Consider the following 26,385-nt stretch of genomic DNA (forward strand, 5'->3'; position numbering starts at 1 on the left):
AGAGTAGAATTTGACAAAAAAATAAGCCTAAATAGGCTTGTTATAAGGTTTTCGCTGTTTTAGTTACTTCGGCAAGTGTCAAAGACCCGATGTCGAAATGGTAAGAACAACGATGAAAGGTCTTAATTAAAAGATCGAAGTTTACAACTATCTAATTTGAAAAACGCATTTAAAGGTTAGACAAAGAATACTAACATAAGTTACGGTAAAATTTCTGGTGGATATTGTATAATTATATTATAAAAGTCGATATATAAATTACGATGATGTGCTACAATATATATACATGGAAAGGAGGATGTCTAATGCCTACTGTAAGGATTAATGTAAAACCAGAAATACTAAGTTGGGTTCAAGCTCAAATTGAAATTGATGATTTAAGAAGTGCAATTAGAGATAACTTCATAAAATGGTTACATGGAGAAAAAGAACCAACATTAAATCAGATAGAAGAATTTAGTAAAGCAACTCATATTCCACTAGGTTATTTTTTCTTAAATGCTCCTCCTCAAGAGGATAATTCCTTTATTGAGTATAGGACTGTGGATAGTATTCAACTTTCTAAGCCAAGTAGAGATTTACTAGACACTATTGATGAAATGGAAAGAATCCAAGACTGGATGAAAGAATATTTGTTTGATCAATCCATGGATAACCTTGATTTTGTTGGTCTTCATGATGAAACTGTATCTATTGAGAGCATGGTAATGAGTATTAGAGATACTTTGAAGATAGAGAAAGACTGGTATACGGAAAGCAAAGACACCTGGGATTCTTTTAAGCGTATTAGAACCAAAATGGAAGCAATAGGTATAGTTGTCATGATGAATGGTGTAGTAGGTTCTAATACACATAGATCTCTAAATATAGATGAGTTTAGAGCATTTACAATGATTGATAAGTTAGCACCGTTGATATTTATTAATGCACACGATACTGATTGTGGTCGTCTCTTTTCATTAGTTCATGAACTAGCTCATATTTGGTATGGTGAAAATAGTCTTTTTAATGATAAATATTTAGAAAGCCAGAATAGTATTGAGAGAAAATGTAATGCAATAGCAGCAGAGATTATTGTGCCAAATGATATATTTGTTCAAGAATGGAAGAGGATTAATGATGAATTACAATTAAAGATTAGAAAACTTGCACATGACTTCAAATGTGGAATGACTGTTATTGCTCGAAGAGCATTGGATAATAATTTTATTAGTCAAAAGACTTATAAGGAATTAGCAGATACAGCCAGAATGATATATTTCCAAAATAAAGAAAATAGTGGTCCGGGTGGCGATTACTATAATACTGCTTTAAGTAGAATTGATAAGAGGTTCCTACTTGCTATTAACGATAGTGCATATCAAGGTAAAACATCTTTTTCGGAAGTCTATAGACTTACAAATACGACAAGAAAAACCTTTGAGAATATAATTGATAGGGCAAGAGGTACAGCTTCATGATAAATCAGCAGAGGCGATATTTAATTGACTCTAATTCAATTATTACACCATATAAGACGTTTTATCCTTTTGACTTAGCCGAGAAGTTCTGGATAGGGCTTGCTGAAAAGATTCGATCGGGTGAGATTATACTTCTTGATCTTGTTAGTGAAGAGATTAGAAAAGGTGATGATAATTTAACAACTTGGATAAATGACTTTGATAGTTCCTTAATGCTTTCTAGAAATAACCAAAATATTATTAGTACATATAGTCAAGTGATGTCGTATATACAAAAGTCAGATTTATATAATGAAAAAGCACTGCGTCATTGGTCAGATGCAAATGTTGCAGATCCTTGGTTGATTGCTACTGGGAAAGTATATGAACACATCATTGTAACTTTTGAGAATCCAAATGGTAATCTATCAAGTTATCAGCCTACAAAGAACCCCAAAATTCCTGATGTTTCAGCGGTATTTAATGTGGAATGCTGCAACTTGTATAATATGATGAGAGATTTACGAATGATTCTATAAGGATAATTGGAGACACTAGGCTTATCTGGTGTCTTTTTTAGTTTATCAAAAATCTATTGACCAGTGTGGTCAGTGGTTGTATAATGGAATTAATAAGACAATAGACAGTGGAATGGAGATGGGCGTTTTTGGCAGATATATTAGATAAAATGAGTCCGGACAAAAAGGTGCGTCTGATTAATGCAGCTATGAAAGAGTTTGGAGAGAACCGGTTTGATAAAGCCTCGACCAATGTCATTGTTAAAGAAGCAGGCATATCTAAAGGGCTCTTGTATCACTATTTTAGAACCAAGGAAGAATTATACAACTATATTTTTGATTACGCCGTTAAAGCAGTAGCATTACCGATTGCAGAGCAGATTGGTTTAGAAGATAGGGACATCATAAGGCGAATAGAACGGATTACAAAGCTGAAAATGAAGATTCTAAATGATATACCTGCCTTGCTGGATTTTTCGAAAACCATGTATGCAGGCATGGATTATGAAGAGATTAAAAAAAGCGTAGAAAAATATAACCCCATTCCTTTAGATATGTATTATAGCCATAATATCGATAGTACACTTTTTAAAGAAGGTGTGGACGTGGCTATAGCTATTAGAACCATTCAGTATACTTTAGAAAGGTTGGGCGAAATCTATATGATACAGCGCAACATGGGTATAGAGCCGAGTATGGATCATATCTTTTGTGAAGTAGAAAGCTTTTTGGCTCATTTTAGAAACACACTCTACAAATAAACAGGGTAAAGAGTCAAAACCAATCAATAAACAGCTGCCAAAATGATTTTGGAGGTTATTATGAAGAAGAAATTGATCATCGCATTTGTTATATTCATATCTATAGGCTCAGGTCTTTTTTATCTACTAACGATGGGTAATATAGGCGTCAAATATAATACGGTCGAAGTGATGAAAGATGAAGCCGGCATATATGTTCAGGATGTAGGTAGAATTAGTTCCAAAAACATCAGAAGGTATTATGGCAATAGTATGGATAAAGTTGTCGAGATGACGCTAAAGCTCGGCGATCATGTAAAAAAGGGACAACCTCTTATTGTATATGAAGCAGATACCGAAACGGTTGATCTTGAAGTCCAGAAGATTGAAAAGCAGATAGAAGCGCTAGAAGCTATCTATAAGGATGCAAAGTCCGGCACAGATATACAAAGTATTAACAACGCCAGAATAGAAATCTCCAAAATCGAAAGCCAAATAGATATAGCAACTAAGGATAAGGACAGAATAGAAACACTTTATAGTGAAGGTATTGTACCCCTCGTTGAACTGGAGCAGTCGCTAGAAAACATAGAAAAGCTTCAAAGCAGCTTGGAGATTGCACGTAACAACTATAGCCGTCTAACAAAAGGGATATCAGGTAATATACGGGAAAAATACGAGGCGGATATTGATGCTTTGCTTTTATCTATTGATATCTTAGAAAAAAGAAAAGAAGACAATATCCTATATGCGGATATTGAAGGTATAGTGACAGAACTAGGTACTTTTGAGGGTGATACACCCTCCGCCGGTATCATGATACTTGAGATACAAGACCCAACTGAAAAAGTGGTATTGGTCGATTTTATGGTGGAAGATGCAATCAGGATGCGTCCCAGCTTAGAAGCTAAAATTGAGGATTTGAATCTAGACATTAAGATAGATCATCTAAAGGTGAATCAGATATATCCTAAAGCCTTTGTAACCTTATCAGAGCTTGGCGTAGAAGAGAACCGTCAGACAGTGTCCGTCGATCTACCCACCTCTGATGATACACTTGCTTTTGGACTTGAAGTAGAGACGATGGTCATGATCGAACCACCGAGAGAAATGTTGCTTATACCAATAGGCGCAGTGGTAGAAAAGAATTCAAAACAATATGTGGAGGTTCTTGTAGACGGCAATCCAATTGAAAGAGAAATTCTGACCGGCATACATGTTGAGGGCAACATAGAAGTAATAAATGGCCTCGAAGAAGGCGACCAGGTCATATTGAATTATCAGAATGAGTAAATAATATACAGATTGTTATAAATAATCCGGATCAAGGTAGAAGGGATGATAGGATGATAAAAGTCAAAAACCTGTATCATTCATATAATAATGATGAGAATTATGCGGTGAATGATGTTAATTTTGAAATCAAAAAAGGTGAAATCTTTGGATTCTTGGGTCCTTCCGGTGCCGGAAAATCAACCACCCAGAACATCCTTGTAGGTCTTCTTCAGTTGCAAAAGGGTGAGGTTGAGGTTGCAGGTTACGATGTTAAGCATATTAAGGATAAAATGTTTAATAAGATTGGCATGTCCTTTGAACAATCCAATGTCTACAGTAAGATGTCCGGCATTGAAAATCTTGAATTCTATAGAAAACTATTTGACGTGAAGACAAGAGATCCCAAAGAATTAATAAAACTTGTGGGGCTGGACGGCAAAGAAAATACAAAAGCAGGCAAGTATTCAAAAGGGATGAAGCATCGGCTCACCTTTGCAAGATCCATGATTAATAACCCGGAGTTATGGTTTCTGGATGAACCGACGACTGGACTGGATCCATCCATTGCGGCGAATATAAAAGATATCATCAAACAAGAAAATGAAAAAGGCGCCACTGTATTCTTAACAACTCATAATATGTACATTGCTGACGAACTGTGCGATCGTGTGGCCTTCATAGTAGATGGAAAGATAAGATTGATCGACTCACCAAAAGCACTCAAACTCAAATATGGTGAAAAGCTGGTTGATGTTGAATATATTAAAAACGGTGAACTGATCAAAGAGCAGTTCTCTACGGTAGCTGAATCGGAGAAGGCCAGGATCGTGGAAGTCATCAATAATTATGATATCCAGACCATGCACACCAAGGAAGCCACTCTTGAGGAAATATTCATTAAAGTTACCGGAAGGGGTCTGGTCTAGATGAAGCTTTGGTACAGTTTTTCAAAAGAGTTGATTTTATCCTCAAAAAGCTGGTATTTTTATATTGAACTGGGAATGGCCATCGTACTCTTGGTGATTCTTGTATTTGTTGTGCCCGAGGATTTTGATAGTAAAGGGAAGAACTATTTCTATCTTGATTTACCTCAGGTTGTAGAGGGCAGATACATGAAGAACTTGCTAGAGGAAGATTTGGATGATTTTGCCGAGCAGGTAGAATTGGAAGGAGACAATCAAATCTATAGTGCCAGTCTTTACGAAACAAAAGAATCAAAAATCTACTTGCTGGAGAGTAGAGAAGCACTTGATGCCATTTCTAACTCAGAAAGAGTTCCGGTGGTTCATGTTCGTGTCAATGAAGACCATCAGATTGTGCATACATACTATCTTCAAGGATATGAGACCAGGAAACTTCAGAATCTGTTATTGGTGTATCATAACCGATTGGCAGGACATGATGTCATTGAAGATTATTCAAATCGCTTAGAAGTCAGACGTCTTTATCAGGACAGTGCACCTTTAAATGACAAAGAGAACATGATACCGGTATTTCTAACCTTCAATGGTAGTTTGATGAGTCTGTTCATTATCGCCGCATATATCTTTCTGGATAAAAATGAAGGTATTATCAAGGCATATGCAATAACCGCATCCTCAGTGTGGCATTATTTATTAAGTAAGATCGGGGTCATCATTGTAACAAGTATTATGACCAGCCTCATTATTACCATACCGATTATGGGGAATCAACCGAACTATCCGGCTATGATGCTATTTTTGGTGGCATCCGGATTTTTTGCAGCTTCCCTTGGTCTTCTACTTACAAGCTTTTTTAAGGACATTGTAGAAGCCTTTGGTGCTATGTACATTTTCATCGTGATTATGATCATGCCCAATATCTCATATTTTACGCCGAGCTGGGATCCGGATTGGGTGAAAATCATTCCAAGCTATGTGATGCTGCAGAGTTTTAAAGATATTATAAGTATGGGCGGTAACATGACCTATGTGATGGTAGCATCTTTAGGGTTTTTAATGCTGGGACTGGCTATTTTCATACTGGCAAACTATAGATTTAAAAAGACACTGTCCTTGTAAAGGAGCGTCACAAAATGATAAGAAAAATATTCATTATATTTTTACGGGATATGAAAACCAGTGTACGGAACTTCATCACCTTGTACATTCTTGTTGTACCGGTTATTTTTGCCGTCCTCATCAATGTGTTTTCTCCCGGTATTAATGACACCACGGTTGAAATCCTTTTACTGGAGGGAGAAAATCCACCGCAAGCCGAATATTTTAAACAATTTGCAAAAGTGGAGCTCTCAGAGAGCTTAGAGGCGACCCATGACCGGGTTAGAAAACGAGATAATATTATTGCCATACTGCCAGGCACCTCAAAGGACTATTATATTCTGACACAGGGAAATGAACCGGATTATGTTGTGGATTACGTTAAGAATCTGGCTTCCTTTGCCCACTTTGATATTGGGATGGATGATAGGGCGGCTGAGATTCTGACTTATGGTAGAGAGATACCGCCACTAAAAAAACTGATGGTCAATACGGCCATGATCTTTACGTCTGTTTTAGGTGGAATGATTATTGCTTTGAATATTGTTGAAGAAAAAACAGATAACACCATCAGTGCCATTCACTTATCACCGGTGTCAAGATTGGGCTTTATTGCAGGAAAAAGCATGATGGGCGTCGTCATTCCCGTGGTGGGCAGTATACTGCTCTTAATCATCACCGGCTTTGGTGGTATTAACTTTTTCCATGTTTTTTTCATGGTAACCACCTCGTGTATTATTAGTATTCTTATTGGATTTATTGAAGGCATAAACAATGATGATGTCATGAATGCAGCTGGTAACATGAAATTACTTTTCTTACCTTTGTTTGGGTCCATTGCCGGTGTAGAGCTATTGGCAGATAAATGGCAACCCCTTTTTTACTGGATTCCTTTTTATTGGACATACAAAGGCAATGACTTAGTTCTGTCAAACAGAGGTTCGTGGATGGAGATTATGAAATATTCAGGCATTGTACTGGGTATAAGTATCCTAGTATTTCTGATATTAGCACCAAAAATAAGAAAAGGATTAGAGTAAATATTTAAGATATCTTAAATATAAGTAAATGATTAAGGAGGAATAGACAATGAAAGTATGGGCAATCGTATCAATCGTTTATGCGGCAGCGGTTATTGTGCTTGCAATTACAAAGCCGGCTGCAATCTGGAACATGAAAAAAATCCAGATGTTTGAAAAGGTTCTTGGGGTCAAAGGTACTGAGATATTCTTTTACGTTTGGGCTTTGATCTTTCTTGTATTGGGCGTCTGGCTTTTTACAAGATAATTCAAAAAGGACATACGACACAAATAGATTTTAAATGAGTAGGAGTAGGAGTGAGCAAATGATCTATGTGGCACTACTTAGAGGCATAAATGTGGGTGGCAATAACAAAATCGACATGAAGCTTTTGAAAGAAACATTTATGCGGATAGGCATGACATCTGTACGTACATATATTAATTCAGGCAATGTTATATTTGTAGATACAAACCATAACAAGGATGAAATAGCACAGATGTTACAAAAAGCAATTCTTGACGATTTTGATCTAGACATTAAAGTTCTAATTCGTAATTTTAATGATATTGAGGATCTAATAAAAATCATGCCGGATACATGGAAAAACGATGCGATCATGAAATGTGATGTATTGTTTTTGTGGGACGAAATGGATACAGAAGAATGTCTAAAAGAAATAGAGATTAAGCCGGATATAGATACGGTGATAACCGTAATGGGCGCCATTCTATGGAAAGTTGATAAAGTCAATGTTACGAAGAGTGGTCTAATGAAGCTTGTAGGAAAGCCAATGTACAAGAAAATGACAGTACGAAATGTCAATTCAGCCCGTAAAATATATGAAATAATGAAAACAATCAATGGGTCTGTATAGAAATAGTATAAAGAAAAGCAAGAAGGAATTCTCAATGAGGATGCCTCCTTGCTTTTTTGGTGTCTACATCAATCATGAACCTTCTGGATACAGATTATACCTCTAATTCATTCATACTATTTGTTTCTTCAAGAGATTTGTTCTGAGATTGAATACGTTGAATAATCTCCTCCATGAAAATAAAGAAAATGGTTCTGGATTTTTCATAAGGTAAAAGATGACTGGGTTGAGGGTATTTGGATAACCAGAAGACCCTGTCACACTGAGCAAAAAGTGCCGTATTATATTCTTCAACAACAATAGTGACATCACAACCCTTGTTTTTGGAAGCGTGATAGACATTCTCAAAGGAATGGAAAGTACCTGTAACGGTAAAAATAACAAGTAAACTTTTCTCATCCACCATGGAAGCCACAGAGATCTCATCGGATACTGCAATCACCATCTTGTTGGAGCAAGTACGGAGTCGGTACTCAAAATACTGGGCACAGATTAAGGATGGTCCATAGCCAAAGAGAACAATTTTCTTATGGCCTTCAATGAGCTCAAGAAACTCATCAATCATAGTTATGTCAAAGTCATCTATAAATTGGCGTAGTCGATTCAGCTCGCCGGAATCTTTAGGATGAAATATTTCCTCACCATATAAAAAATGCATGTATTGTTTATAGTTGTTGAAACCAAGTTTTTTGACAAACTTAGAGATCTTGGAAGTAGAACAGTTACAAATCTCTGCCGCCTGATGGATACGAAAAGGCGGGTTAGACTTTGAGTATATGAAAAGGCGATCATATATTTGCTTTTCAAGGGGATTTAAGTTACGTAAATCAGTGTTAATCATATGTCGTTCGCCTCTTTCGTAAGAATCTAACAGTACTTTTCATCTGATTTTAGCATTATCAAACCCATTTGTAAAGGTTGAGATATTGATAAAAATCATTGAAAATAATAATAAATAGAAATATACAGGATATAGCAATGGAAACATTTCCATATAAAGCACTATAAAACAATAAAAATAGAAAAGTTTCTATATTTTTCTTGACTTATACATGGTAGCTCCGTATAATGAATCTAGAATCATATGATTGCTTCATTGAATGGAACGATGAAGCATATTCCTTAAGTGTAAAATGTCAATGATACAAATCAGGAGGTCAAGGATCGTGAATAATAATGAAATTGTAGAAAGCTTAGTAGCATTACTGTCAGAAGACCAAGTCAATACGAATCAGGACGACTTATATGATGCTTCGGCAGACCGTTACAAAAAATATGCAAAAGCTAGAAAAGCTTTAGATGTACCCATGCCGACAGCTATTGTCTATCCGAATACAACAGAAGAGGTAAGTAGCTTATTAAAGTATTGCAATGAAAATCATATTAATGTAATACCTAGAGGCGGTAAAACAGCAACAGAAGGTGGACTTGAAAACTGGAAAGAAAATACCGTGGTCATCGATGCAAAAAATTTGAATAAAATCGTGAAAATAGATCCTTATAATATGCAAGCAACAGCCCTTGCAGGGGTTGAGTTACAGACCCTAGAAGATGAGCTTCGCAAGATCGGATACACAACCGGTCACTCTCCTCAGTCTAAACCGGTAGCCAAAATGGGCGGTCTGGTTGCAACAAGAAGTATAGGCCAGTTTTCTACTTTATATGGTGGTATAGAAGATATGGTCGTAGGCCTTGAATGTGTATTCCCGGATGGTCATATATCAAGAATCAAAAATGTATCAAGACGTGCAGGCGGGCCCGATATTAGGCATATTGCTATCGGGAATGAAGGTACTTTGTGCTACATAACAGAAGTCACAGTAAAGATCTTCAAATATTTTCCGGAAAACAATAAGTTCTTTGGTTATCTCATTAAAGATGTTGAAACAGGTATCAAAGTATTAAGAGAAGTAATGGTCAATGGATACAGACCATCTGTTGCAAGAACATACTCAGAAGAAGATGCAGCACAACATTTTTATCATTTCCACAAAAATAAATGTGTATTGTTGTTTATGGCAGAAGGTACTGAAGGCATTGTAAGTGCTACCTGTAAAGGTATTGAAGAAGCTGTAGAAAAGTTCAAAGATGGTATCATTGAACAAGTTGACAGCCAGCACATTGAAGATTGGTTTAATCATCTGAATTGGTCACAACAAGATATTGATGATGAGTATGAAGGTATGATGGAAAAAGATGCCCATGCAGGATTTACGACGGAGATATCAGCAGATTGGGAGACCATTCCCAAAATCTATGACGCAGTCATCAAACGTGTTAGAGAAGAATTCCCAAGAGCTCATGAACTTACCATGTTAGGTGGTCATTCATCACATAGTTACATCAATGGTACCAATATGTACTTTGTATATAACTACGAAATCAGCTGTGCTCCTGAAGACGAAATGATGGTTTACCACCATCCGATTCAACGGATTATTGTTGAAGAAACAATCAATGCAGGTGGATCTATGTGTCACCATCATGGTATAGGAAAGTTCAGAAGTGAATGGACCCTTGATGAGCATGGTTCAGCATACTATATGCTTGAAAAACTAAAAGAAGCTTTTGATCCTAATGGCATTATGAATTATGGTACTATTTTCCCTCAGGAAGAGGGTATTAAAAAGTATATAAAGTAAAAGGGTGTAAAGTAAAAGGGTGTAAAGTAAAACGTAACTTATCAATGGTTACTTGCATTTGACCTATCCGAAAGCTATTACCTGTCAAATGCAAGCAACACAAAATTCAAACAAATGTTGGAGGGTTTTATGAAACAGAGTAATTTCAGACGATATTTTCAGTTCTTTCTCATCATTCTTGCTGCTGGTGCCATCTATCCTGTTATTTACTTAAGAACCAATTATCAAGTCACTTTACTTGAAGGATTTGACTTATCACAAGTACAGCTGAATAATTTCTACTCAATGTTAGGTATGGCTTATATTATCGGTTATATTCCTAGTGGTCTAATAGCAGATAAGATTTCGGCCAAAAAATTAATTGGTATTTCATTAATCGGTGTAGCTGCATGTGGCTTCTGGTTTGCTCAGATTCCAAGTGCTGGTTCGGTTAGCATTATATTCTTCTTATGGGGTATTTTCTCAGTATTTACATTTTGGAGTTCTCATTTAAAGGTTGTCAAAATGCTTTCAAGATCCAATGAAGAAGGACGATTTTTTGGTATCCTAGATGGTGGACGTGGTGTTGTTGAAGCCGTTATGGCAAGTATAGGTCTTGGTATTTTCGCTGCGATTCTTGGTAATAGCGAACTTATGGCAGATAAACAAGCAGCAATGGTTGCAGTTATTTACTTGTACTCAGCCGTAGTTCTAGCTGCTGGCATCTTGATTTTAATCTTTGTTGATAATGATGAGAAACTTAATTCAATGTCAGAAAATAGTGGTGAACGTTCAGAAGGTGAAAAATTCCATCTTAAAGATGTTGGTAAGCTTCTTAAGAACAAATATGTTTATTTAATGGGCGGTATCATATTCATGGGTTATGCCGTGTTCTGGACTGTTTACTATATCGGTGGATTCTTACAAAGTAATGTAGGCATAGACGCAGTAACCGTTGGTACAATAACAGTTATTATCCTATGGATGCGACCTGTTGGTGGATTCATTGGTGGTTTTGCAGCAGACCGTTTTGGTAGAACCAAAACAATCAGTTTTGCGCTTATTGGTGCAGCAGTATTCTTGGCAGTTTCAGCGATGTTGCCGGTATCATCACCACAAAATATGTTTGCAATCGTTGCTGTTGTGCTTGGCATCTTCCTTTATATGATTCGTGGTACTTATTGGTCACTACTAGGTCAATCTAAGATTGAAGTTGCAATGATGGGTACAGCGATTGGTGTTATTTCCTTTATTGGTTATTTACCGGACATCATCTTACCTCAAATGAACAACTTCTTATGGGCAACATTTGGTGATAACGGTGGTTATAATGCTTATTTCATCGTAAGTGCAGTATTTGGACTTCTAGGTGTTGTTATTCTTTCAGTCTATGCTAAGATGAATAGTAAAGAAAAGGAAATGGAAAAGGCCTTAGAGCCAATTCAAGAAACTTTGTAGAATGAGTAAAAAGGAAGTGTTCTAATGATGAGGTTAATCTGTATTATTAAGTTTGTTCCGGACGTGGACAACTTCAAATATGACTATGAGAACAATGTGCTAATCAGAGAGAATGTTAGATTAACGTTGAACCCTGATGACGCTTGTGCCGTCGCTTTTGCCCTAAAAGTAAAAGCCAAGGATCCAGAGACGCATATTGAAGTTGTAACAATGGCACCGATATCCGTTAAACCTCACATGGAAGACTTATTACGACTGGGTGTTGACACAGGCACGATTATATCAGATCGGTTGTATGTTGGTAGTGATACATATGCTACTAGCCTTGTTCTTGGAAGATACTTATCGTCTCAAACCTATGATGTTATTTTATCTGGCACCCATGCTATTGATGGGGACACATCTCATATACCGGCACAACTCGGTGACTTGCTTGGACTGAATCAAATGTCTGGAATCATTAAAGTTGATGAAACGGCACTGAGTAAGACTTCGGCAGTATTTGAAGTTGAGACAGAAGATATGATTGCTACATATGAGATGATGTTACCTGCAATACTCAGTTTGACGAGAGAAAGTAGTTATAAACTGCCTTATATAAAGCGTCAGGATATGGATTTGGATGTGACGAACCGATTAAACATCATATCCAATGAGCATTTAGGTTTTGAGGTAGATGAAGTTGGTATTAAAGGGTCACCGACAAAAGTAGCAAAAACTTATACAAAAGAGTTCGATCAGAAGGAACGTACCGTCATTGGTACAGATGATGAAGGGATTACCCTCGTCTATGAGTTTCTAAAAGAAAAAGGATTTATTTGATATGAAAAGTTGTTTGATATACATCGATCACAAAGAAATACAAAACTCCATAGATCTTTTAGAAGTAGCAAGACAGATATTTCAGGATGAACCTTATGAAACAACAGGGGTTGAATTTGGAAATCATAATGTGACCCTTGTGGGAAGGTTTGATCACTTAATTCAGGTCCATCATCCTGAGATTAAATTATATGATCAAGTGGCTGTGACGGATGTGATGGTTCAGATACAAGAGGCTAACGCATATGATTGTATCCTGATACCTGCAACTTATTATGGTCGCATCTTAGCACCAAGAATGTCGATGCACTTAGGTGTTGGCTTAGTCGCTGATGTGACAGCTATTGGTCACTACAACAACGATCTTGAGATGATCCGTCCGGCATTTAGTGGTAGAATCATGGCAGGGATCGTATCAAGAAGTCAAAGTCCTATTATGATGAGCGTGCGACAAGGCGTTTTTCATTATGAAGGTCAAAATGATAAAGCTACAAATATTATGAAGTACGTTCCGACCCATGTAAAAGATGGTGGTATTTCATGTTTATCTGTAAAAAAGAAAGAACAAATCTACGATATTAGAGAAAGTGATGTCCTTGTTTCCGGTGGCGGTGGTGTTGTGAAAAGTTTTCATCAACTTGAAAAATTAGCTACAAAGCTAGGTGGACAAGTCTCAGCAAGTCGAAAAATCGTCGATCAAGGATTAGCGACAAGAAGTATCCAAGTAGGTCAATCAGGAAAAACAGTAAGTCCGAAACTGTACATTGCCCTTGGTATTTATGGATCGATACAACATGTTGAAGGATTGAAAAATGTCCCAAACATGATTTCAGTTAACATCAACCGAGATGCCCCCATATGTAGCTTATCAGATATTGTGGTTGAAGGTGATGCTATGGCGTTCATCGATGGATTGATGAAAAAAATTGAAGAAAATGAAGGTACTTTATCATAACTATAAGATTCCTTATTATAGAATAGGGACACATTGGGAGGCTGTAAAATGAATATATCAGATTTTAATATGGATTTCTTTTCACTAAAAGGTAAAAATGCAATTGTAACAGGCGGTAATGGTGGTCTAGGACAAGCGTTCACAACAGCACTTGCAAAAGCGGGCGCAAATGTATTGGTACCAAGTCTTGCAGATGATGATGGATCAACGAAAGCGTTGGTTGAAGCTTGTGGCGTTGAATACAAATTCATGGAGGCAGATATTACTGGTGATGGTGAATGCAAAAGAATTGTTGAAGAATGTGTTAACACATGGGGTAGCATTGATATTCTAGTTAACTGTGCAGGTATTAGTATCAATGTACAAGATGTGACACAATACACAAGAAAAGAATGGGATAAGATGATTGCCATTAATCTAACAGCTGCATTTGAAATGATTCATGAATCATGTAAGTTCATGATCAAACAAGAAAGCGGAAAAGTCATTAATATAGCTTCTTTATACGCATTCCTTGGAGGACAATGGTCACCCGCTTATGCTGCAACAAAACATGGTATTGTAGGATTAACAAAATCCATGTGCGATGAGTTAGCGCAGTGGAACATCCAAGTCAATGCAATAGCGCCTGGATATTATGCAACACCTTTAACAGAAATGACAAGAAAAGATGAGAAACGGAATGCAGAGATTCTAGCTCATATTCCGGCAAACAGATGGGGATACACAGCAGATCTTATGGGTGCGACAGTATTCTTAGCCAGTGCGGCTTCCAATTATGTTAATGGTGCAACGCTTACAGTAGATGGCGGCTACTTAATGCGATAAAATCAACCCATAGATAAAATCATATTTGTATAGGAGAAGGTTATGACAGATAAGTATATTATTGCAATAGATGGTGGCACGCAAAGTACGAAAGTAGCTATATTTGATGTATTAGGCACAGAAGTTTGTTCTCACACAGTACAGCTTAGAGAGATAGAACTTAGTGAGAATGGTAGGGCTGAGCATCCGGATGATGATTTATGGGATAGTTTGAAGACGGCATGTCAAGAAATGTTTAAAAAGTTTCATGGCGACAAGAACAACATCATAGGGGTAGGTCTTGGATCTATAAGATGTTGTCGTGCCTTGATTAAGGCAGATGGCAACTTGGCATCACCGGTTCAAAGTTGGATGGACCTTAGGTTATCAAGACCTTATGAACATGATAATGATGAAGTAATATACGTCACAACAACGACTGGTTATTTAACACATAGGTTAACCGGAGAGACAAAGGATACCAGATCCAATTATGTTGGTCCATGGCCGATAGATCCCATAACATTAGATTGGTTTGAAGATAAAGAAAAGTTTGATGCTTATACAACACCAAGAGAAATGCTTTTTGATTTAGTGGATCCTGCTGTCGTCATGGGAACCATCAATGACTTTGCAAGTGATGCGACAGGTATCCCGGTTGGCATTCCGGTTGTTTCGACAGCGAATGATAAAGCGGTTGAAGGTCTAGGCGCAGGTCTTGTCAATGATGGTACCGTATTGGTATCACTTGGAACCTACATTACTTCCATGATGGTTGGTGAAGAGAACAACTTAAACAGTGTGAATTTTTGGAGCAATCCAGGCGCAACTAAAGGCGAATTCTTATATGAAAGTAGCGGCATTCGAAGAGGTATGGCAACCGTAACTTGGATTAAAGATCTTTTGGGCAGTGATATTGTTAACGCAGCCAAAGACCAAGGGATTTCTCCTGAAGCATATTTGAATATATTAGCCAGTGATGTACCTGTAGGCTGTGATGGCCTATATACGGTACTGAATTGGTTGGCACGTCCGAATCAGCTGCATGAACGTGGCATGATGATTGGATTCAACGGTACCCACAAAGGTCCCCATATGTTCCGGTCGGTACTGGAAGGTATTGCTTTTACAATGAAGAACCATGCGCAAGCCATGTGTGATGAACGGGGTATTGAGTTATCCAGTATAGTCGTCAGTGGTGGCGGATCTAATGGTGAATTATTTATGCAAATATTTGCAGACGTCTTTGGTGTTCCGGCACATAGGAACGTAGTGAATGGTTCGGCAAGTATGGGAGCAGCCATTTGCGCAGCCTTGGCCCTTGGAGTGTATACAGATCGACAAGAAGCTATTGATCATATGATCAGGCGAAAAGATACTTTTATCCCAATAGAGAAAAATGTAGAACTTTACAGAAAAATTAATGAGCAAGTATATCAACACATAACGGCTCACACAGATGAATTATTGAAAAAGTCTTACGAAATATTTGGATAAACGCATTGATATCTTAATGTATCCAATGAAGAAGATATAAAGCAAGTGAAATGACAATAGATGCTCAGTTGAAAATGGGTCACCTAATTGTCATTTCATTGTATTCTTAATCCTGTTAGCGGTATTACTTGAAAAGATAGGAGGTTTTTCGTTTTGGATCGTCATATTTCTGGTGCAACAGAGGGCAAAGTAAAACAAAAAATAAGACCATGGGTCTTCTTGCCTGCATTTATACTGCTCTTACTTACAATTATTTTGAATTTTACTAATTATGAAGCTTTTTTGACCATTACAGAAAAAGCTAAAAATTTCATGGTTATTGACATGGGCTGGATATTTAGTATATCCGGTGTGTTGAGTGTTATCATCATTATCTTTGTTTACTTTTCACCATTAGGCGAAGTTCGCCTAGGAGGTCCGGATGCGGTGCCACTACTAAAAAAATCAACATGGTTTGCGGTCACCTTATGTACCACCATTGCAGCCGGTATTTTGTTTTGGGGTACAGCTGAGCCTATCTGGCATTTGGCATATCCACCGGAATCCTTAGGAATAGAGCCAATGTCAGCTCAGGCGGCTATTTTTGCTATGGAGACCATGTACTTACATTGGACGTTTATACCTTATGCTATTTATGCCGTTCCAACCATTGTGTTTGCCTTTGCTTATTACAATATGAAGCGTTCCTTTAGTGTTGGTTCCCAGATTAGTCCTTTAGTAACGGTAGGTTTACAGAATAAATTCAACGGAATCATTGATGCTATTGTCTTATTCACAGTGGCTACGGGCATATCTGCATCCTTTGGTACAGCCGTTATGAACATGGGCGGTGGGATGAATGCGCTTTTTGGTGTGAACAATGATAAGTACTTATGGATTGTCATAACGATTATAGGTACCATCGCTTTTATTATATCATCAGGAACTGGCTTGATGAAAGGGATTCGGATATTATCTGATGTAAATGTATATCTGTATTATGTTATTATTGCAGCGCTACTGATTCTTGGGCCGACCGTATACTTTTTCAGTATCGGAACGGAAGCCTTTGGTGGATTCTTAGATAATATTTTCAGTAAAGCCTTGTTCACGGGTACCGCAGCAGGGGATACATGGGCTTCAGGTTGGACCATGTTCTACTGGTCAAACTGGATGGCATGGGCGCCAGTCTCCGCGGTGTTTCTAGCCAGAATTGCCTATGGTTATAAAATCAAAGAAGTGGTCATGATGAACTTCGTGGTACCAAGCATATTTAGTGTTGTTTGGATGACCATTCTCTCAGGTACAACCTTGAATTTTCAAATGACAGGTAGGGTGGATGTCTTAGCGGTTATGAACGAACAAGGATCGGCCGCTGCCGCCTATGCGGTTCTAGGAGAGCTTCCTTTATCCGGCATCATTATAACGATTTATCTTATTGCCGTTTTAATATCATTTATTACAGCGACAGACTCAACCACCAATGCCATGGCCAGTATATGTACCACAGGTATTCGTGAGGGTAGTCAAGAAGCACCTCTATTTATAAAAGTTGCTTGGGGTGTCATCGTTGGAACGGTTTCTTTGGTATTTATTGCTACGCTTGGCATAGATGGTATTAAGATGATGTCCTATCTAGGCGGTTTTCCAGCTCTCTTTTTAGGTCTTTTTAGCCTTGTTGCCTTACTTAGAATCATGCGTAAACCGGAGAAATTTGATACTTATGCAAAAGAATAAAAAGTGCGTGCTTCTACACCGATGACATCTCATAAAAACAGGTCCATCCTTAAAAAGGATTGAACCTGTTTTTAAAATGATCATATTAAAAAATCTTAAGGCCATCTTCATACCCAAACACTTCATAAGGGATTTCATAATAATCTGAGTAATAGCTATTATTTACCTTATGACGTGTCTCTACAGTAAGTTGAAGGAAGGTTTCGCTAATTCCAAAAGATAAGGTAGGGTCATCGTAATCCAATTCTATGCCCAGATGGTTATTGATAGCAGATTTATAGTCATAGCCATCGACAAAAATATCCGACAGCGTCATGATACGACCAGATGGGTCCAGAACATCGTACATGGAAAGCGAACCGTCAACGCCTGGACCGTAAAAATAAACATAATAGCTGATATTGGCATAAGGACCGACCTTAAGCAGGTAAGAATGTAAATTAGCCTGTTCTAAGGGTTGGTCTTTGTGACGATTTAGAACCAGAGCCTTATGCTCGTCAAAAGCAGTATCCATTAAAGACTTAACAGCATCTGTTGCATTTCTAGGATACGTATATTCAATGAAGAAATGTATGCCGTCTTCATCATATTCTTTTACTTGGTAGTCGGCCTGATTGGCCTCATAAGTGGTAATAAATCGCATAATCCCACCTTCTTCGACAAAAAGGTCTTCCTCATGATAGAACCTTTCGTTAATGGCAATATTACCAGGGCTACTACCTAGGGGTATGGAAAAAGTGTGAGGATTAAAACCGATATTGAAGGCCGGTGTCTCATGATCTAGGATTAGAATAAGACTATCATAAGCCAGATAGAATTTTTGAGTAGGTAAGAATCCTTTGAATGGCGCAACCAATTCTAAGCTAGACCCATAGAAATCATCAGCATCAGCCAGCAGTTGTTGCTTTTTAACCTCTTCCATGACGGCATCGTTTAGGACAACAAGACCATCCGTATCATTAGTGAAAACGTCTATAAGAAGCAGTTCATCTCCGGTATTCAGATCAAAATTCAAGGTATCATATAAGCTATAATAAGCAGGTGTCATACCGGGTTCTCCCATATACTCTGCTGAAAGTCTAAGAAGAATAGAAAGCACATGGTTGCTGTTATATTGATGTGAGACCTCCAGATAATAAGACTGAAGTTCACCTTTAGCACTGGGATTGGTAGCATAACCTCTAAAAGGTGGCATCAAACCTTCTTCTATGTAGGGTAAATAAGACCGGTACATGTTATAGATGGCGGTATTAATCTTATCTTCAACATTTTTATCCTTTAGTCCTAAGATCTGAAAATAACTTTTGTGTTGAAGATCAAGAGATTCTTCTTCTATATAATTAAACTCAAGGGGGTTATCTGTCACCGAGTAGACATGCGAATGTGCATTTATAACAGGACCAAGTGGTGATTGTCGTATCTCTGTAGATGCTTCTTCTTGGCTACTGACTAGATGGGTTTCATTTGGCTCCGGTGAAGCTTCAGTATTTGGCGTTGCATTTTCCATGCAACCGCTTAAGCCCCAAATAAGCATGAGAAGTATACCCAGTATAGTATATGTATATAATCTATTGTAACGGAACATAACCGGTCTCCTTTGCCAGTATTTGCCCATCATCACTAAGAAGCCATTCTATAACCTGCCTAGCCGGGCTATCTTCAGGTTCATCAGACCGGATGACAGCGTAATAGGCAGTACCTACCGGATATTCTTTAGAAGCGATGGTCTCAGGACTTGGATAAACACCATCCACTTTAAGTAAACGGACCTGATCATTGCCCCACATATCCACAACAAAATAATAGTAGGAGTATCCAAGGGCATCCGGTGCGCTTTCGTAGGCAGCAACGGCATCAATAAGGCCACTCATACCTGCAATAATCTGTTCGGAAGGTGGTTCCATAGGTAATTTATCCTTCATGACCAACTCAAGAAAACCGGTCTGGCTACCGGAATTTAGAGGACGTTGATAGGCAACAATCGGAAGGTCAGGACCACCCACCTCAGACCAGTTTGTGATTTCACCGGCATAGATGGATCGAATTTCTTCATAGGTTAGAGAATCTACTGGGTTATCTACATGGGCAAGAAAAACAAAAGCTTCACTCACAATAGGAATGACTTCAAGCGTCACATCCATTGAAGCAGCCAAATCCAGTTCTTCTTTCGAGGGACTCGTAACAAAAATCAAATCTGTATTTTTTTCAATGAGATTTACATAAGCAGGATGGGTTTTGTTATGAAGAATATGAGGACGAACTTCATCAAGGCTCATACCCAAAAGTCTGGCAGCAAGAGCTTCTGACAAAGGTATGGTAACGGTGGAACCATCTACACGAGGATAGGTATCTAAATTAAAAGTGGGTGCCTTTGATTCACTAGAATCCTCAGGCTTAAGTGCAGTAGAGTTTGAGGAAGAACATGCAGATAAAGTAATTAATGACAATGTTAATAATATAACAAATGTGATTTGACCAAAAAGCTTTTTACGATTGTTCATATTAAATCTCTCCTTTATATGGTTTTCATATGACTTTAACACCATGATAATCTCTATATAAGATGTTGTCGTTCCTCTATTTAGCTTACTAAAGGCAATGTAACTTGTAAAGTTAAATAATGATGTCAAAAGTCTTACGTAATATTACGAACGAGGTTTTATAAGATAGACAATCCAAGTATCAAATTGTATAATGAAAATACTAAAATAAATACTTGGATGGAGGGGCCATGAATAATAAACAGGTTATAAAAATTGCTGAAAAATATCTGAATCCTTGGACCCTTAGATTTGAAGGTATTTACGAGAATCTTGAAGATAAATTCATAGAAGACTACAATAGGTCCAAGGTCAAGCATCAAAGAAACACGATTATATTTGGTCTTGTGGCCATTTTATTGTTTGCTTTTGTAGATTTATTGCTTTTCCCGGAAGGCATTATGGTCTCCTTATTTATTCGTTTTATTCTTTTTATGCCTGTAGCCATCTTCTTTTTGTATTTAAGCAATAAAGAAGACTTTTATAAAAAAGGCCAAATCATCATCGCGATATATGCCCTATATGCAACGATACTCTTATTGGCAATTTTCTACATCAGTGCCGGTTATGATGTGTATTCTTATCGCTACGCAGTACTGCTTATGCTCATTTATTTATATTTGTTCAGTACACTTAGGTTTAAACATGTTTTATTAACAAGTCTCATTATTCTAGCCATGTATAATCTGTTCTATTCTGTAACAGATGTCATACCTACAGAACTTCATATGGATGCTACCATCATGTATATCTTTATTATTATAACAGGTAGCTTATCAGCTTATTATTCTGAAGTGGCTCAGCGTCAAAGCTTTTATCAAAGCATTCAGCAATCAGAGGAAAAAGCAAAGATTGAACTTGTAAATAATAATCTTGAGAAAAAAGTCATGGAAAGAACCTTAGAGCTGAGCATTACCAATGAGAATCTTCAGATTAGTGAAAAGGCATTTAGAAGTTTATATGAAGAAGCAGGGGATGCCATACTCATTATTGAAGATGGGATTATGACAGATTATAATCAAGCATTTGAAACCATGTTCAAAGTAGAACATGGCTTTGATTTTATGGGAAAAGACATCGACCTATTGGTTAAAGATTTTGAGGAGGAAGCAAAGCGGGCATTAGAAAAATTTATGGAGACCTCCAATGAAGACAATTCTCTTAGCCTAAAAGGTAAGCTATTTAAACGAAATCACCAACCAGTCATGTTACATATTATGTTTACACGTATCAATCTAATAGAACAAGAAATCATCCACGCCTTAGTGCGTGATATTACAAAAGAACATGAAATGATAAATAATCTAGAATACTTAAGTTACCATGACCAACTCACAGGACTATATAACAGGCTCTACTTTAATCAGGTATTAAATGGCCTAAGAACTCAAGAAAATATGCCGATGATGGTTGTTATGGCCGATGTTAATGGACTCAAGCTTATTAATGACACCTTTGGTTATGAAGTCGGTGATGAGTATCTAATAAAAGTTGCAAGAATACTAAGGTTCGCATGTCGCAAAGAAGACATTATAGCTAGATTAAGCGGCGACGAATTCGCCATCATATGTCCCAAGACAGAGATACTGCTGGTCGGTGATCTCATATTGCAGATCAAAAAACAAGCCCGTATACAGAACATCAAAGGCATTCAACTCTCTATATCTCTTGGGTATGCCATGATGAACAAGCCGGAGGATTCTTTGGATGAAGTGTTAAAGCTTGCTGAAGACCATATGCAGGAAAGAAAAGTTTTTGAAAGCCCAACCATGCGAAGAAAAACCATAGATGTAGTGATTAAAACCTTGCATGAAAAAAATGCTAGAGAAGAACTACACTCAAGACGTGTTTCAGAACTATCTAAGATACTTGGAAAAGCCATACACCTATCAGAAGAAAAAATCAAAGAAATCGAGATGGTAGGCTTACTCCATGATATCGGTAAAATTGGTGTGGATGAGAATATATTAAACAAGACAGGCAGGTTAACAGAAGAAGAGTATGAAGCGGTAAAACAACATCCTGAGATTGGCTTTAGAATCCTAAATACATCGAACGAGATGCTACGTCTATCAAATTATGTGCTATATCATCATGAGAGATGGGATGGAAAAGGTTATCCTACAGGGATTAAAGGTGACAACATACCCCTTCAATCCAGAATTATAGCAATTGTAGATACTTTTGATGCCATCACAAGTGAGAGGCCATACCGACCGGCTAGAAGTATTGAAGTGGCGCTTAAAGAACTGCAAGAAAATGCAGGCACACAATTTGATCCGTATCTTGTGACGGCTTTTGTAAAGGCTCTAAAGCATGAAAACTTGATATCTCAATCACAATTGGATTAAATGTAAAAAAGAATGAAAATGAATGGAGAAAATATGAAAAAAGCAATGTTAAATAGAAAATCAGAACGTACTTATAATGGTATTCCCTTGTCGGAGGAGCATGAAAAGAAACTCATGGCTTATTTGGATGACGAAAAAAACAGAATCGGCATCAATGGTCATACGATAGCAATTTACTATCAGAAAGTGGTTACTCAAAAAAGTGAAAAAATCGGAACATACGGCATTATAAAAAAAGCACCTGCATATTTAATCACAGTATGCAAAAACAATTCAGAAGCTATGCTAGACTGTGGCTATGTATTTGAAAAACTTGTTCTCTATCTTGAGTCTATTGGTATTGCTACTTGTTGGCTTGGCGGCACTTTTAACCGGAACAAGATTAACTTAGTAGAATCACCAGCACAAGATGAAATCATACCAATTATATCTCCGGTCGGCTATAGTGCTCGTAAAAAAGCAATGATGGATCATCTATTTAGAAAAATGGCCCATTCAGATAGTCGAAAAGATTTTGATTTCCTTTTTTATGACCATGAGAAGACAGTAATAGAAGACATTAATCTTAAAAAGCAGTTGGCATATGTTCGTGTTGCACCAAGTGCTTCTAACCAGCAACCTTGGCGGGTCCTTATAGATTCAGCGAAAAATGCTCATTTTTATATTCACAGAACGCCAGGGTATGGTGATAAACTGGGATATGACATACAGATGATTGATATGGGCATCGCCCTATGCCACTATGAATTGGCAACAGGGCGTAAGCACTATTTTGTAAAAACAGAGCAGTTTACCACTGAAAAGGAACACTGGAACTATGTTATCAGTGTAGGTTTAAGATGAATAAAGGAAATAGAAGAAAAAAATTGCTAAAACTAAGAATATATAGTAACATAAAGGCATAGAAATGTCCTGAATGTACGACAAGTGGGGCTAGAATAATAAGGTGGCCATATGGTTAAGAAACTATCCATTAGAAACAAACTCATCCTAAGCATCTTTCTGGGTTGTCTAATACCCTATTTTTTTGGTGGCCTATATATCAAAAGTCAAGCAGAAGAATGGCTATATAATAGAAATCTTGAGAGCACCAATATATTACTTCAACAAACAGCAGATTTTGTAGACGAGACCATTTTGATTAACATAGAGAGCCTGGTAAATATGATAGCACAAGACGAGCGTATTATGCTTGCTGGCGACCATCTGAATAATTATGTAGATTATAATGAAGAAACCTTTAAACGTCGTTCTACTATTGAAGAAAGAAGGATAGCATCTCTCTTTGAAAGCCTGAAAGAATCTCATGATATACTAGGCTTGATAGCTTTTGCTACTGAGTCGGGTGGCTATGTAGAATATCCGGAATTCAACCCCAATGCACCCTATGATCCAAGACTTAGACCTTGGTATATGAATGTTATCGGAAAAGAAGGTGTGATTGTATCAGAACCATATCGGACCACTGTAACCGACGAATTGGTTATAAGCATTGCCAAAAATGTGAAGTCCGGTCATAAGGATGTTGGTGTCCTAAGTCTGGTCATTCGCTTAGATGATTTGGTGACTCGAATCAATAATCTAAATTATGGTGAGACAGGTAATATCAAAGTTCTTAGCCCGAGTAATAGATTTATCAACAGCCCGAATCATGAAGCATGGGTATTGTCTTCAGTAGAAGAACTGGAACTAGGTGTCTTTAACAATTTGGATGCCTTTGATGGACGTTCTTTTGAAGGACAATTGGAAGGCGAGGATAAAGTATTTAATGTTCATATATCCCCTTATAGCGGGTGGAAATATATCGCTACAATCGATAAAAGTGAAGTCATGGCGCAGTCCAAAGTGCTAACGGATGCGTTAATTTTAATCTACTTTTTTACTTTACTGATTATTTTGTTGTTTGTATTCCTCATATCCAATTACATTACAAGACCGATTCTTAAGATTGCCGGGGTTATTAACAGAATGGCAAGCTTCAAGTTCGACTATTTTGAAGAAGACAAAGACCTCATATCAATAAGTCATAAAAAAGATGAGGTAGGTGCCATTACCTCAGCCCTTCATGGTATGCAGACCAATTTCCTAGAGCTTTCAAACAATATCAATGTCATGGATCAGGAAATCAAGAACATCGATATTGGAGACAAGTCCAGATACACAATAAGTTTATCCGAGGACAACCCATTTTTGAGTATCAGTCAATCGATAAACGCCTTATTAGAGAAAGTCTATAGTTATATTGAACAAATCAAAGCATCCCAATTGGAAATTAGTGATAAAAACGAGTTACTAACAGCTTCAGAAGAAGAATTAAAGGCACAAGTAGCAGAAATAGAATCTCAAAAAGCCTATATTCACTTTTTAGCTGACCATGATCCGCTAACAGAGTTACCGAACCGCCGTAGTTTCTACAAAAAGTTGAATCAGGTTTTAGAAGCCGATGAAAAAGGCGCTGTCATGCTATTAGATCTAGACAACTTTAAAGGCATCAATGATACCTTAGGTCATCTTTTTGGTGATCAGGTGCTGATGCATATATCCAGACAACTGGAGTCTCTGGCAAGTGACCGTATATTTGTTTCTAGATTTGGCGGTGACGAGTTTTTACTACTTTATATGTGGCGTGAGGGTGAAAACGAATTGCTAGAATTCATCCATGAACTCAACGAATTGCTCAGTAGAAAGCTGTACATAGACAATAATGAAGTGAACATCGAATTTAGTATGGGTGTATCTTTATTTCCAAATGATAGTGGGGATATTAATCAGCTCATCATGAACGCAGACCTTGCCTTATACACCATTAAAAATAGTGGTAAAAACAATTATGCCTTCTTTAGTGTTGGTATGGCAGAACATCAGATTAATAAATCTAAAACAGAAGCAATTCTAAGAGAAGCTATTGATACAGATGGCTTCAAGATGGTCTATCAACCTCAAGTGGAGCTTTCCACAGGAAGAGTGGCCGGATTTGAGGCACTGATTAGATTAAAAAATAATAAGTTGTCGCCGGGAGAATTTATTCCTGTTGCAGAAGAAAACGGTATGATTATAGCCATAGGTCGTATTGTGACGAAGCTCGTAGTGGAACAAATTAGAAACTGGCAGGAAAAAGGTTACGACATCAAGTCGGTGGCTATTAATTACTCAGCCGTGCAGATGTACGATTATGGTTATAAAGCATATTTAATGAACTTACTAAGAGAAAATGCCGTAAGCCCGAGTCATATACTCATAGAAATAACAGAGAATATTTTCTTAGAGAACAAAGAGTCGACTATTAATTTCCTTAAAGAACTTCGGTCTCATGGGATTAAGATTGCCATCGATGATTTCGGTACGGGCTATTCCTCCTTAAGTTATCTGACATTCTTACCTATTGATACCATTAAGTTGGACCGCTCTCTGAGCATGGAGTTTTTGGACTTGGATAACATTTCTGTTATGGACAGCCTAATCGCTTTAGCCCATAGTTTGAATCTTCTGGTCATTGCAGAAGGCATCGAAGAACAGAAGCAGGTTAAACGCCTTAAATATGGTCAGTGTGATGCCATCCAAGGTTACTATTTTAGTAAGCCATTGGAAGTGGAAGAGCTGGAATTGGATTTTGACAAAAAATACGAAGTATAAAGAACCGATGCCCATAGTACTGCAAGTAAATGGGAACGGTTCTTTTTATAACCCGATAGAATGACCGGATGATATGAAAATCAAAAATATTTAGC

22 protein-coding genes are annotated in these 26,385 nt (G+C 37.4%); 19 read left to right on the plus strand and 3 right to left on the minus strand.

The annotated features are described in order from the left end of the window. Positions 1-305: 305 nt before the first annotated feature. From PATL70BA_RS09530 to PATL70BA_RS09570, 9 genes are all read left to right on the plus strand, one after another. Positions 306-1,460 (plus strand): ImmA/IrrE family metallo-endopeptidase, encoded by a 1,155-nt coding sequence (locus tag PATL70BA_RS09530; protein WP_172596190.1) that lies wholly within the window; start codon positions 306-308, stop codon positions 1,458-1,460. Further along, complete coding sequence (locus PATL70BA_RS09535; RefSeq protein ID WP_125137141.1) at positions 1,457-1,978, plus strand: DUF4411 family protein; 522 nt, start codon at positions 1,457-1,459, stop codon at positions 1,976-1,978. The genes PATL70BA_RS09530 and PATL70BA_RS09535 overlap by 4 nt, the downstream gene beginning before the upstream one ends. Before the next feature lie 128 nt (positions 1,979-2,106). Continuing rightward, entirely contained in the window at positions 2,107-2,718 is a 612-nt protein-coding gene (locus PATL70BA_RS09540) for a TetR/AcrR family transcriptional regulator (RefSeq protein ID WP_125137142.1), read from the plus strand. 60 nt (positions 2,719-2,778) lie between these two features. Next, positions 2,779-3,990 carry an HlyD family secretion protein gene (locus PATL70BA_RS09545; protein ID WP_125137143.1) on the plus strand — a complete coding sequence of 404 codons (1,212 nt, stop codon included), beginning with the start codon at positions 2,779-2,781 and terminating at the stop codon, positions 3,988-3,990. Between the two features lie 53 nt (positions 3,991-4,043). Next, positions 4,044-4,898, plus strand: a complete 855-nt coding sequence (locus tag PATL70BA_RS09550) for an ABC transporter ATP-binding protein (protein ID WP_125137144.1) — start codon at positions 4,044-4,046, stop codon at positions 4,896-4,898. Further along, positions 4,899-6,014, plus strand: coding sequence for an ABC transporter permease (locus tag PATL70BA_RS09555; protein WP_125137145.1), 1,116 nt, complete (start codon positions 4,899-4,901; stop codon positions 6,012-6,014). Positions 6,015-6,028: 14 nt separating this feature from the next. Beyond that, positions 6,029-7,033, plus strand: coding sequence for an ABC transporter permease (locus tag PATL70BA_RS09560; RefSeq protein WP_125137146.1), 1,005 nt, complete (start codon positions 6,029-6,031; stop codon positions 7,031-7,033). A gap of 49 nt (positions 7,034-7,082) precedes the next feature. After that, complete coding sequence (locus tag PATL70BA_RS09565; protein ID WP_125137147.1) at positions 7,083-7,280, plus strand: hypothetical protein; 198 nt, start codon at positions 7,083-7,085, stop codon at positions 7,278-7,280. Positions 7,281-7,338: 58 nt separating this feature from the next. Beyond that, positions 7,339-7,890: a DUF1697 domain-containing protein gene (locus PATL70BA_RS09570; RefSeq protein WP_125137148.1), complete on the plus strand. Its 552-nt coding sequence runs from the start codon at positions 7,339-7,341 to the stop codon at positions 7,888-7,890. 94 nt (positions 7,891-7,984) lie between these two features. Here the strand turns inward: PATL70BA_RS09570 and PATL70BA_RS09575 are convergent, their stop codons facing one another. Continuing rightward, the gene (locus tag PATL70BA_RS09575) at positions 7,985-8,731 is read right to left on the minus strand and encodes a MurR/RpiR family transcriptional regulator (RefSeq protein ID WP_125137149.1); all 747 of its coding nucleotides are present in this window, start codon (positions 8,729-8,731) and stop codon (positions 7,985-7,987) included. 325 nt (positions 8,732-9,056) lie between these two features. Here PATL70BA_RS09575 and PATL70BA_RS09580 point away from each other — a divergent pair, with 325 nt between their 5' ends. From PATL70BA_RS09580 to PATL70BA_RS09610, 7 genes are all read left to right on the plus strand, one after another. After that, entirely contained in the window at positions 9,057-10,532 is a 1,476-nt protein-coding gene (locus tag PATL70BA_RS09580; protein ID WP_243115887.1) for an FAD-binding oxidoreductase, read from the plus strand. 129 nt (positions 10,533-10,661) lie between these two features. Continuing rightward, positions 10,662-11,969: an MFS transporter gene (locus PATL70BA_RS09585; RefSeq protein ID WP_125137151.1), complete on the plus strand. Its 1,308-nt coding sequence runs from the start codon at positions 10,662-10,664 to the stop codon at positions 11,967-11,969. 24 nt (positions 11,970-11,993) lie between these two features. Then, positions 11,994-12,791, plus strand: a complete 798-nt coding sequence (locus PATL70BA_RS09590; RefSeq protein WP_243115888.1) for an electron transfer flavoprotein subunit beta/FixA family protein — start codon at positions 11,994-11,996, stop codon at positions 12,789-12,791. A gap of 1 nt (position 12,792) precedes the next feature. Further along, positions 12,793-13,746 carry an electron transfer flavoprotein subunit alpha/FixB family protein gene (locus PATL70BA_RS09595; RefSeq protein ID WP_125137152.1) on the plus strand — a complete coding sequence of 318 codons (954 nt, stop codon included), beginning with the start codon at positions 12,793-12,795 and terminating at the stop codon, positions 13,744-13,746. Between the two features lie 48 nt (positions 13,747-13,794). Further along, positions 13,795-14,574: an SDR family oxidoreductase gene (locus PATL70BA_RS09600; RefSeq protein WP_125137153.1), complete on the plus strand. Its 780-nt coding sequence runs from the start codon at positions 13,795-13,797 to the stop codon at positions 14,572-14,574. 42 nt (positions 14,575-14,616) lie between these two features. Then, a complete protein-coding gene (locus PATL70BA_RS09605) occupies positions 14,617-16,050 on the plus strand; it encodes an FGGY-family carbohydrate kinase (protein WP_125137154.1) in 1,434 nt (477 codons plus the stop codon). A 153-nt stretch (positions 16,051-16,203) separates the two neighbouring features. After that, positions 16,204-17,766, plus strand: coding sequence for a BCCT family transporter (locus PATL70BA_RS09610; RefSeq protein WP_197715753.1), 1,563 nt, complete (start codon positions 16,204-16,206; stop codon positions 17,764-17,766). An 85-nt stretch (positions 17,767-17,851) separates the two neighbouring features. On the opposite strand, the gene PATL70BA_RS09615 is transcribed toward PATL70BA_RS09610, so the two are convergent. Then, a complete protein-coding gene (locus PATL70BA_RS09615; protein WP_125137155.1) occupies positions 17,852-19,351 on the minus strand; it encodes a DUF3298 domain-containing protein in 1,500 nt (499 codons plus the stop codon). Further along, entirely contained in the window at positions 19,335-20,267 is a 933-nt protein-coding gene (locus PATL70BA_RS09620) for a PstS family phosphate ABC transporter substrate-binding protein (RefSeq protein ID WP_172596191.1), read from the minus strand. The genes PATL70BA_RS09615 and PATL70BA_RS09620 overlap by 17 nt, the downstream gene beginning before the upstream one ends. A 230-nt stretch (positions 20,268-20,497) precedes the next feature. On the opposite strand from PATL70BA_RS09620, the gene PATL70BA_RS09625 reads away from it, so the two are divergent. From PATL70BA_RS09625 to PATL70BA_RS09635, 3 genes are all read left to right on the plus strand, one after another. Then, the gene (locus PATL70BA_RS09625) at positions 20,498-22,657 is read left to right on the plus strand and encodes an HD domain-containing phosphohydrolase (RefSeq protein ID WP_125137157.1); all 2,160 of its coding nucleotides are present in this window, start codon (positions 20,498-20,500) and stop codon (positions 22,655-22,657) included. 33 nt (positions 22,658-22,690) lie between these two features. Beyond that, on the plus strand, positions 22,691-23,500 hold the full coding sequence (locus tag PATL70BA_RS09630) for a nitroreductase family protein (protein WP_172596192.1): 810 nt from the start codon (positions 22,691-22,693) through the stop codon (positions 23,498-23,500). A 111-nt stretch (positions 23,501-23,611) separates the two neighbouring features. Further along, positions 23,612-26,290 carry an EAL domain-containing protein gene (locus tag PATL70BA_RS09635; protein ID WP_125137159.1) on the plus strand — a complete coding sequence of 893 codons (2,679 nt, stop codon included), beginning with the start codon at positions 23,612-23,614 and terminating at the stop codon, positions 26,288-26,290. The last annotated feature ends 95 nt before the right edge of the window (positions 26,291-26,385 follow it).

The sequence above is a fragment of the Petrocella atlantisensis genome (assembly GCF_900538275.1).
GTDB lineage: Bacteria > Bacillota > Clostridia > Lachnospirales > Vallitaleaceae > Petrocella > Petrocella atlantisensis.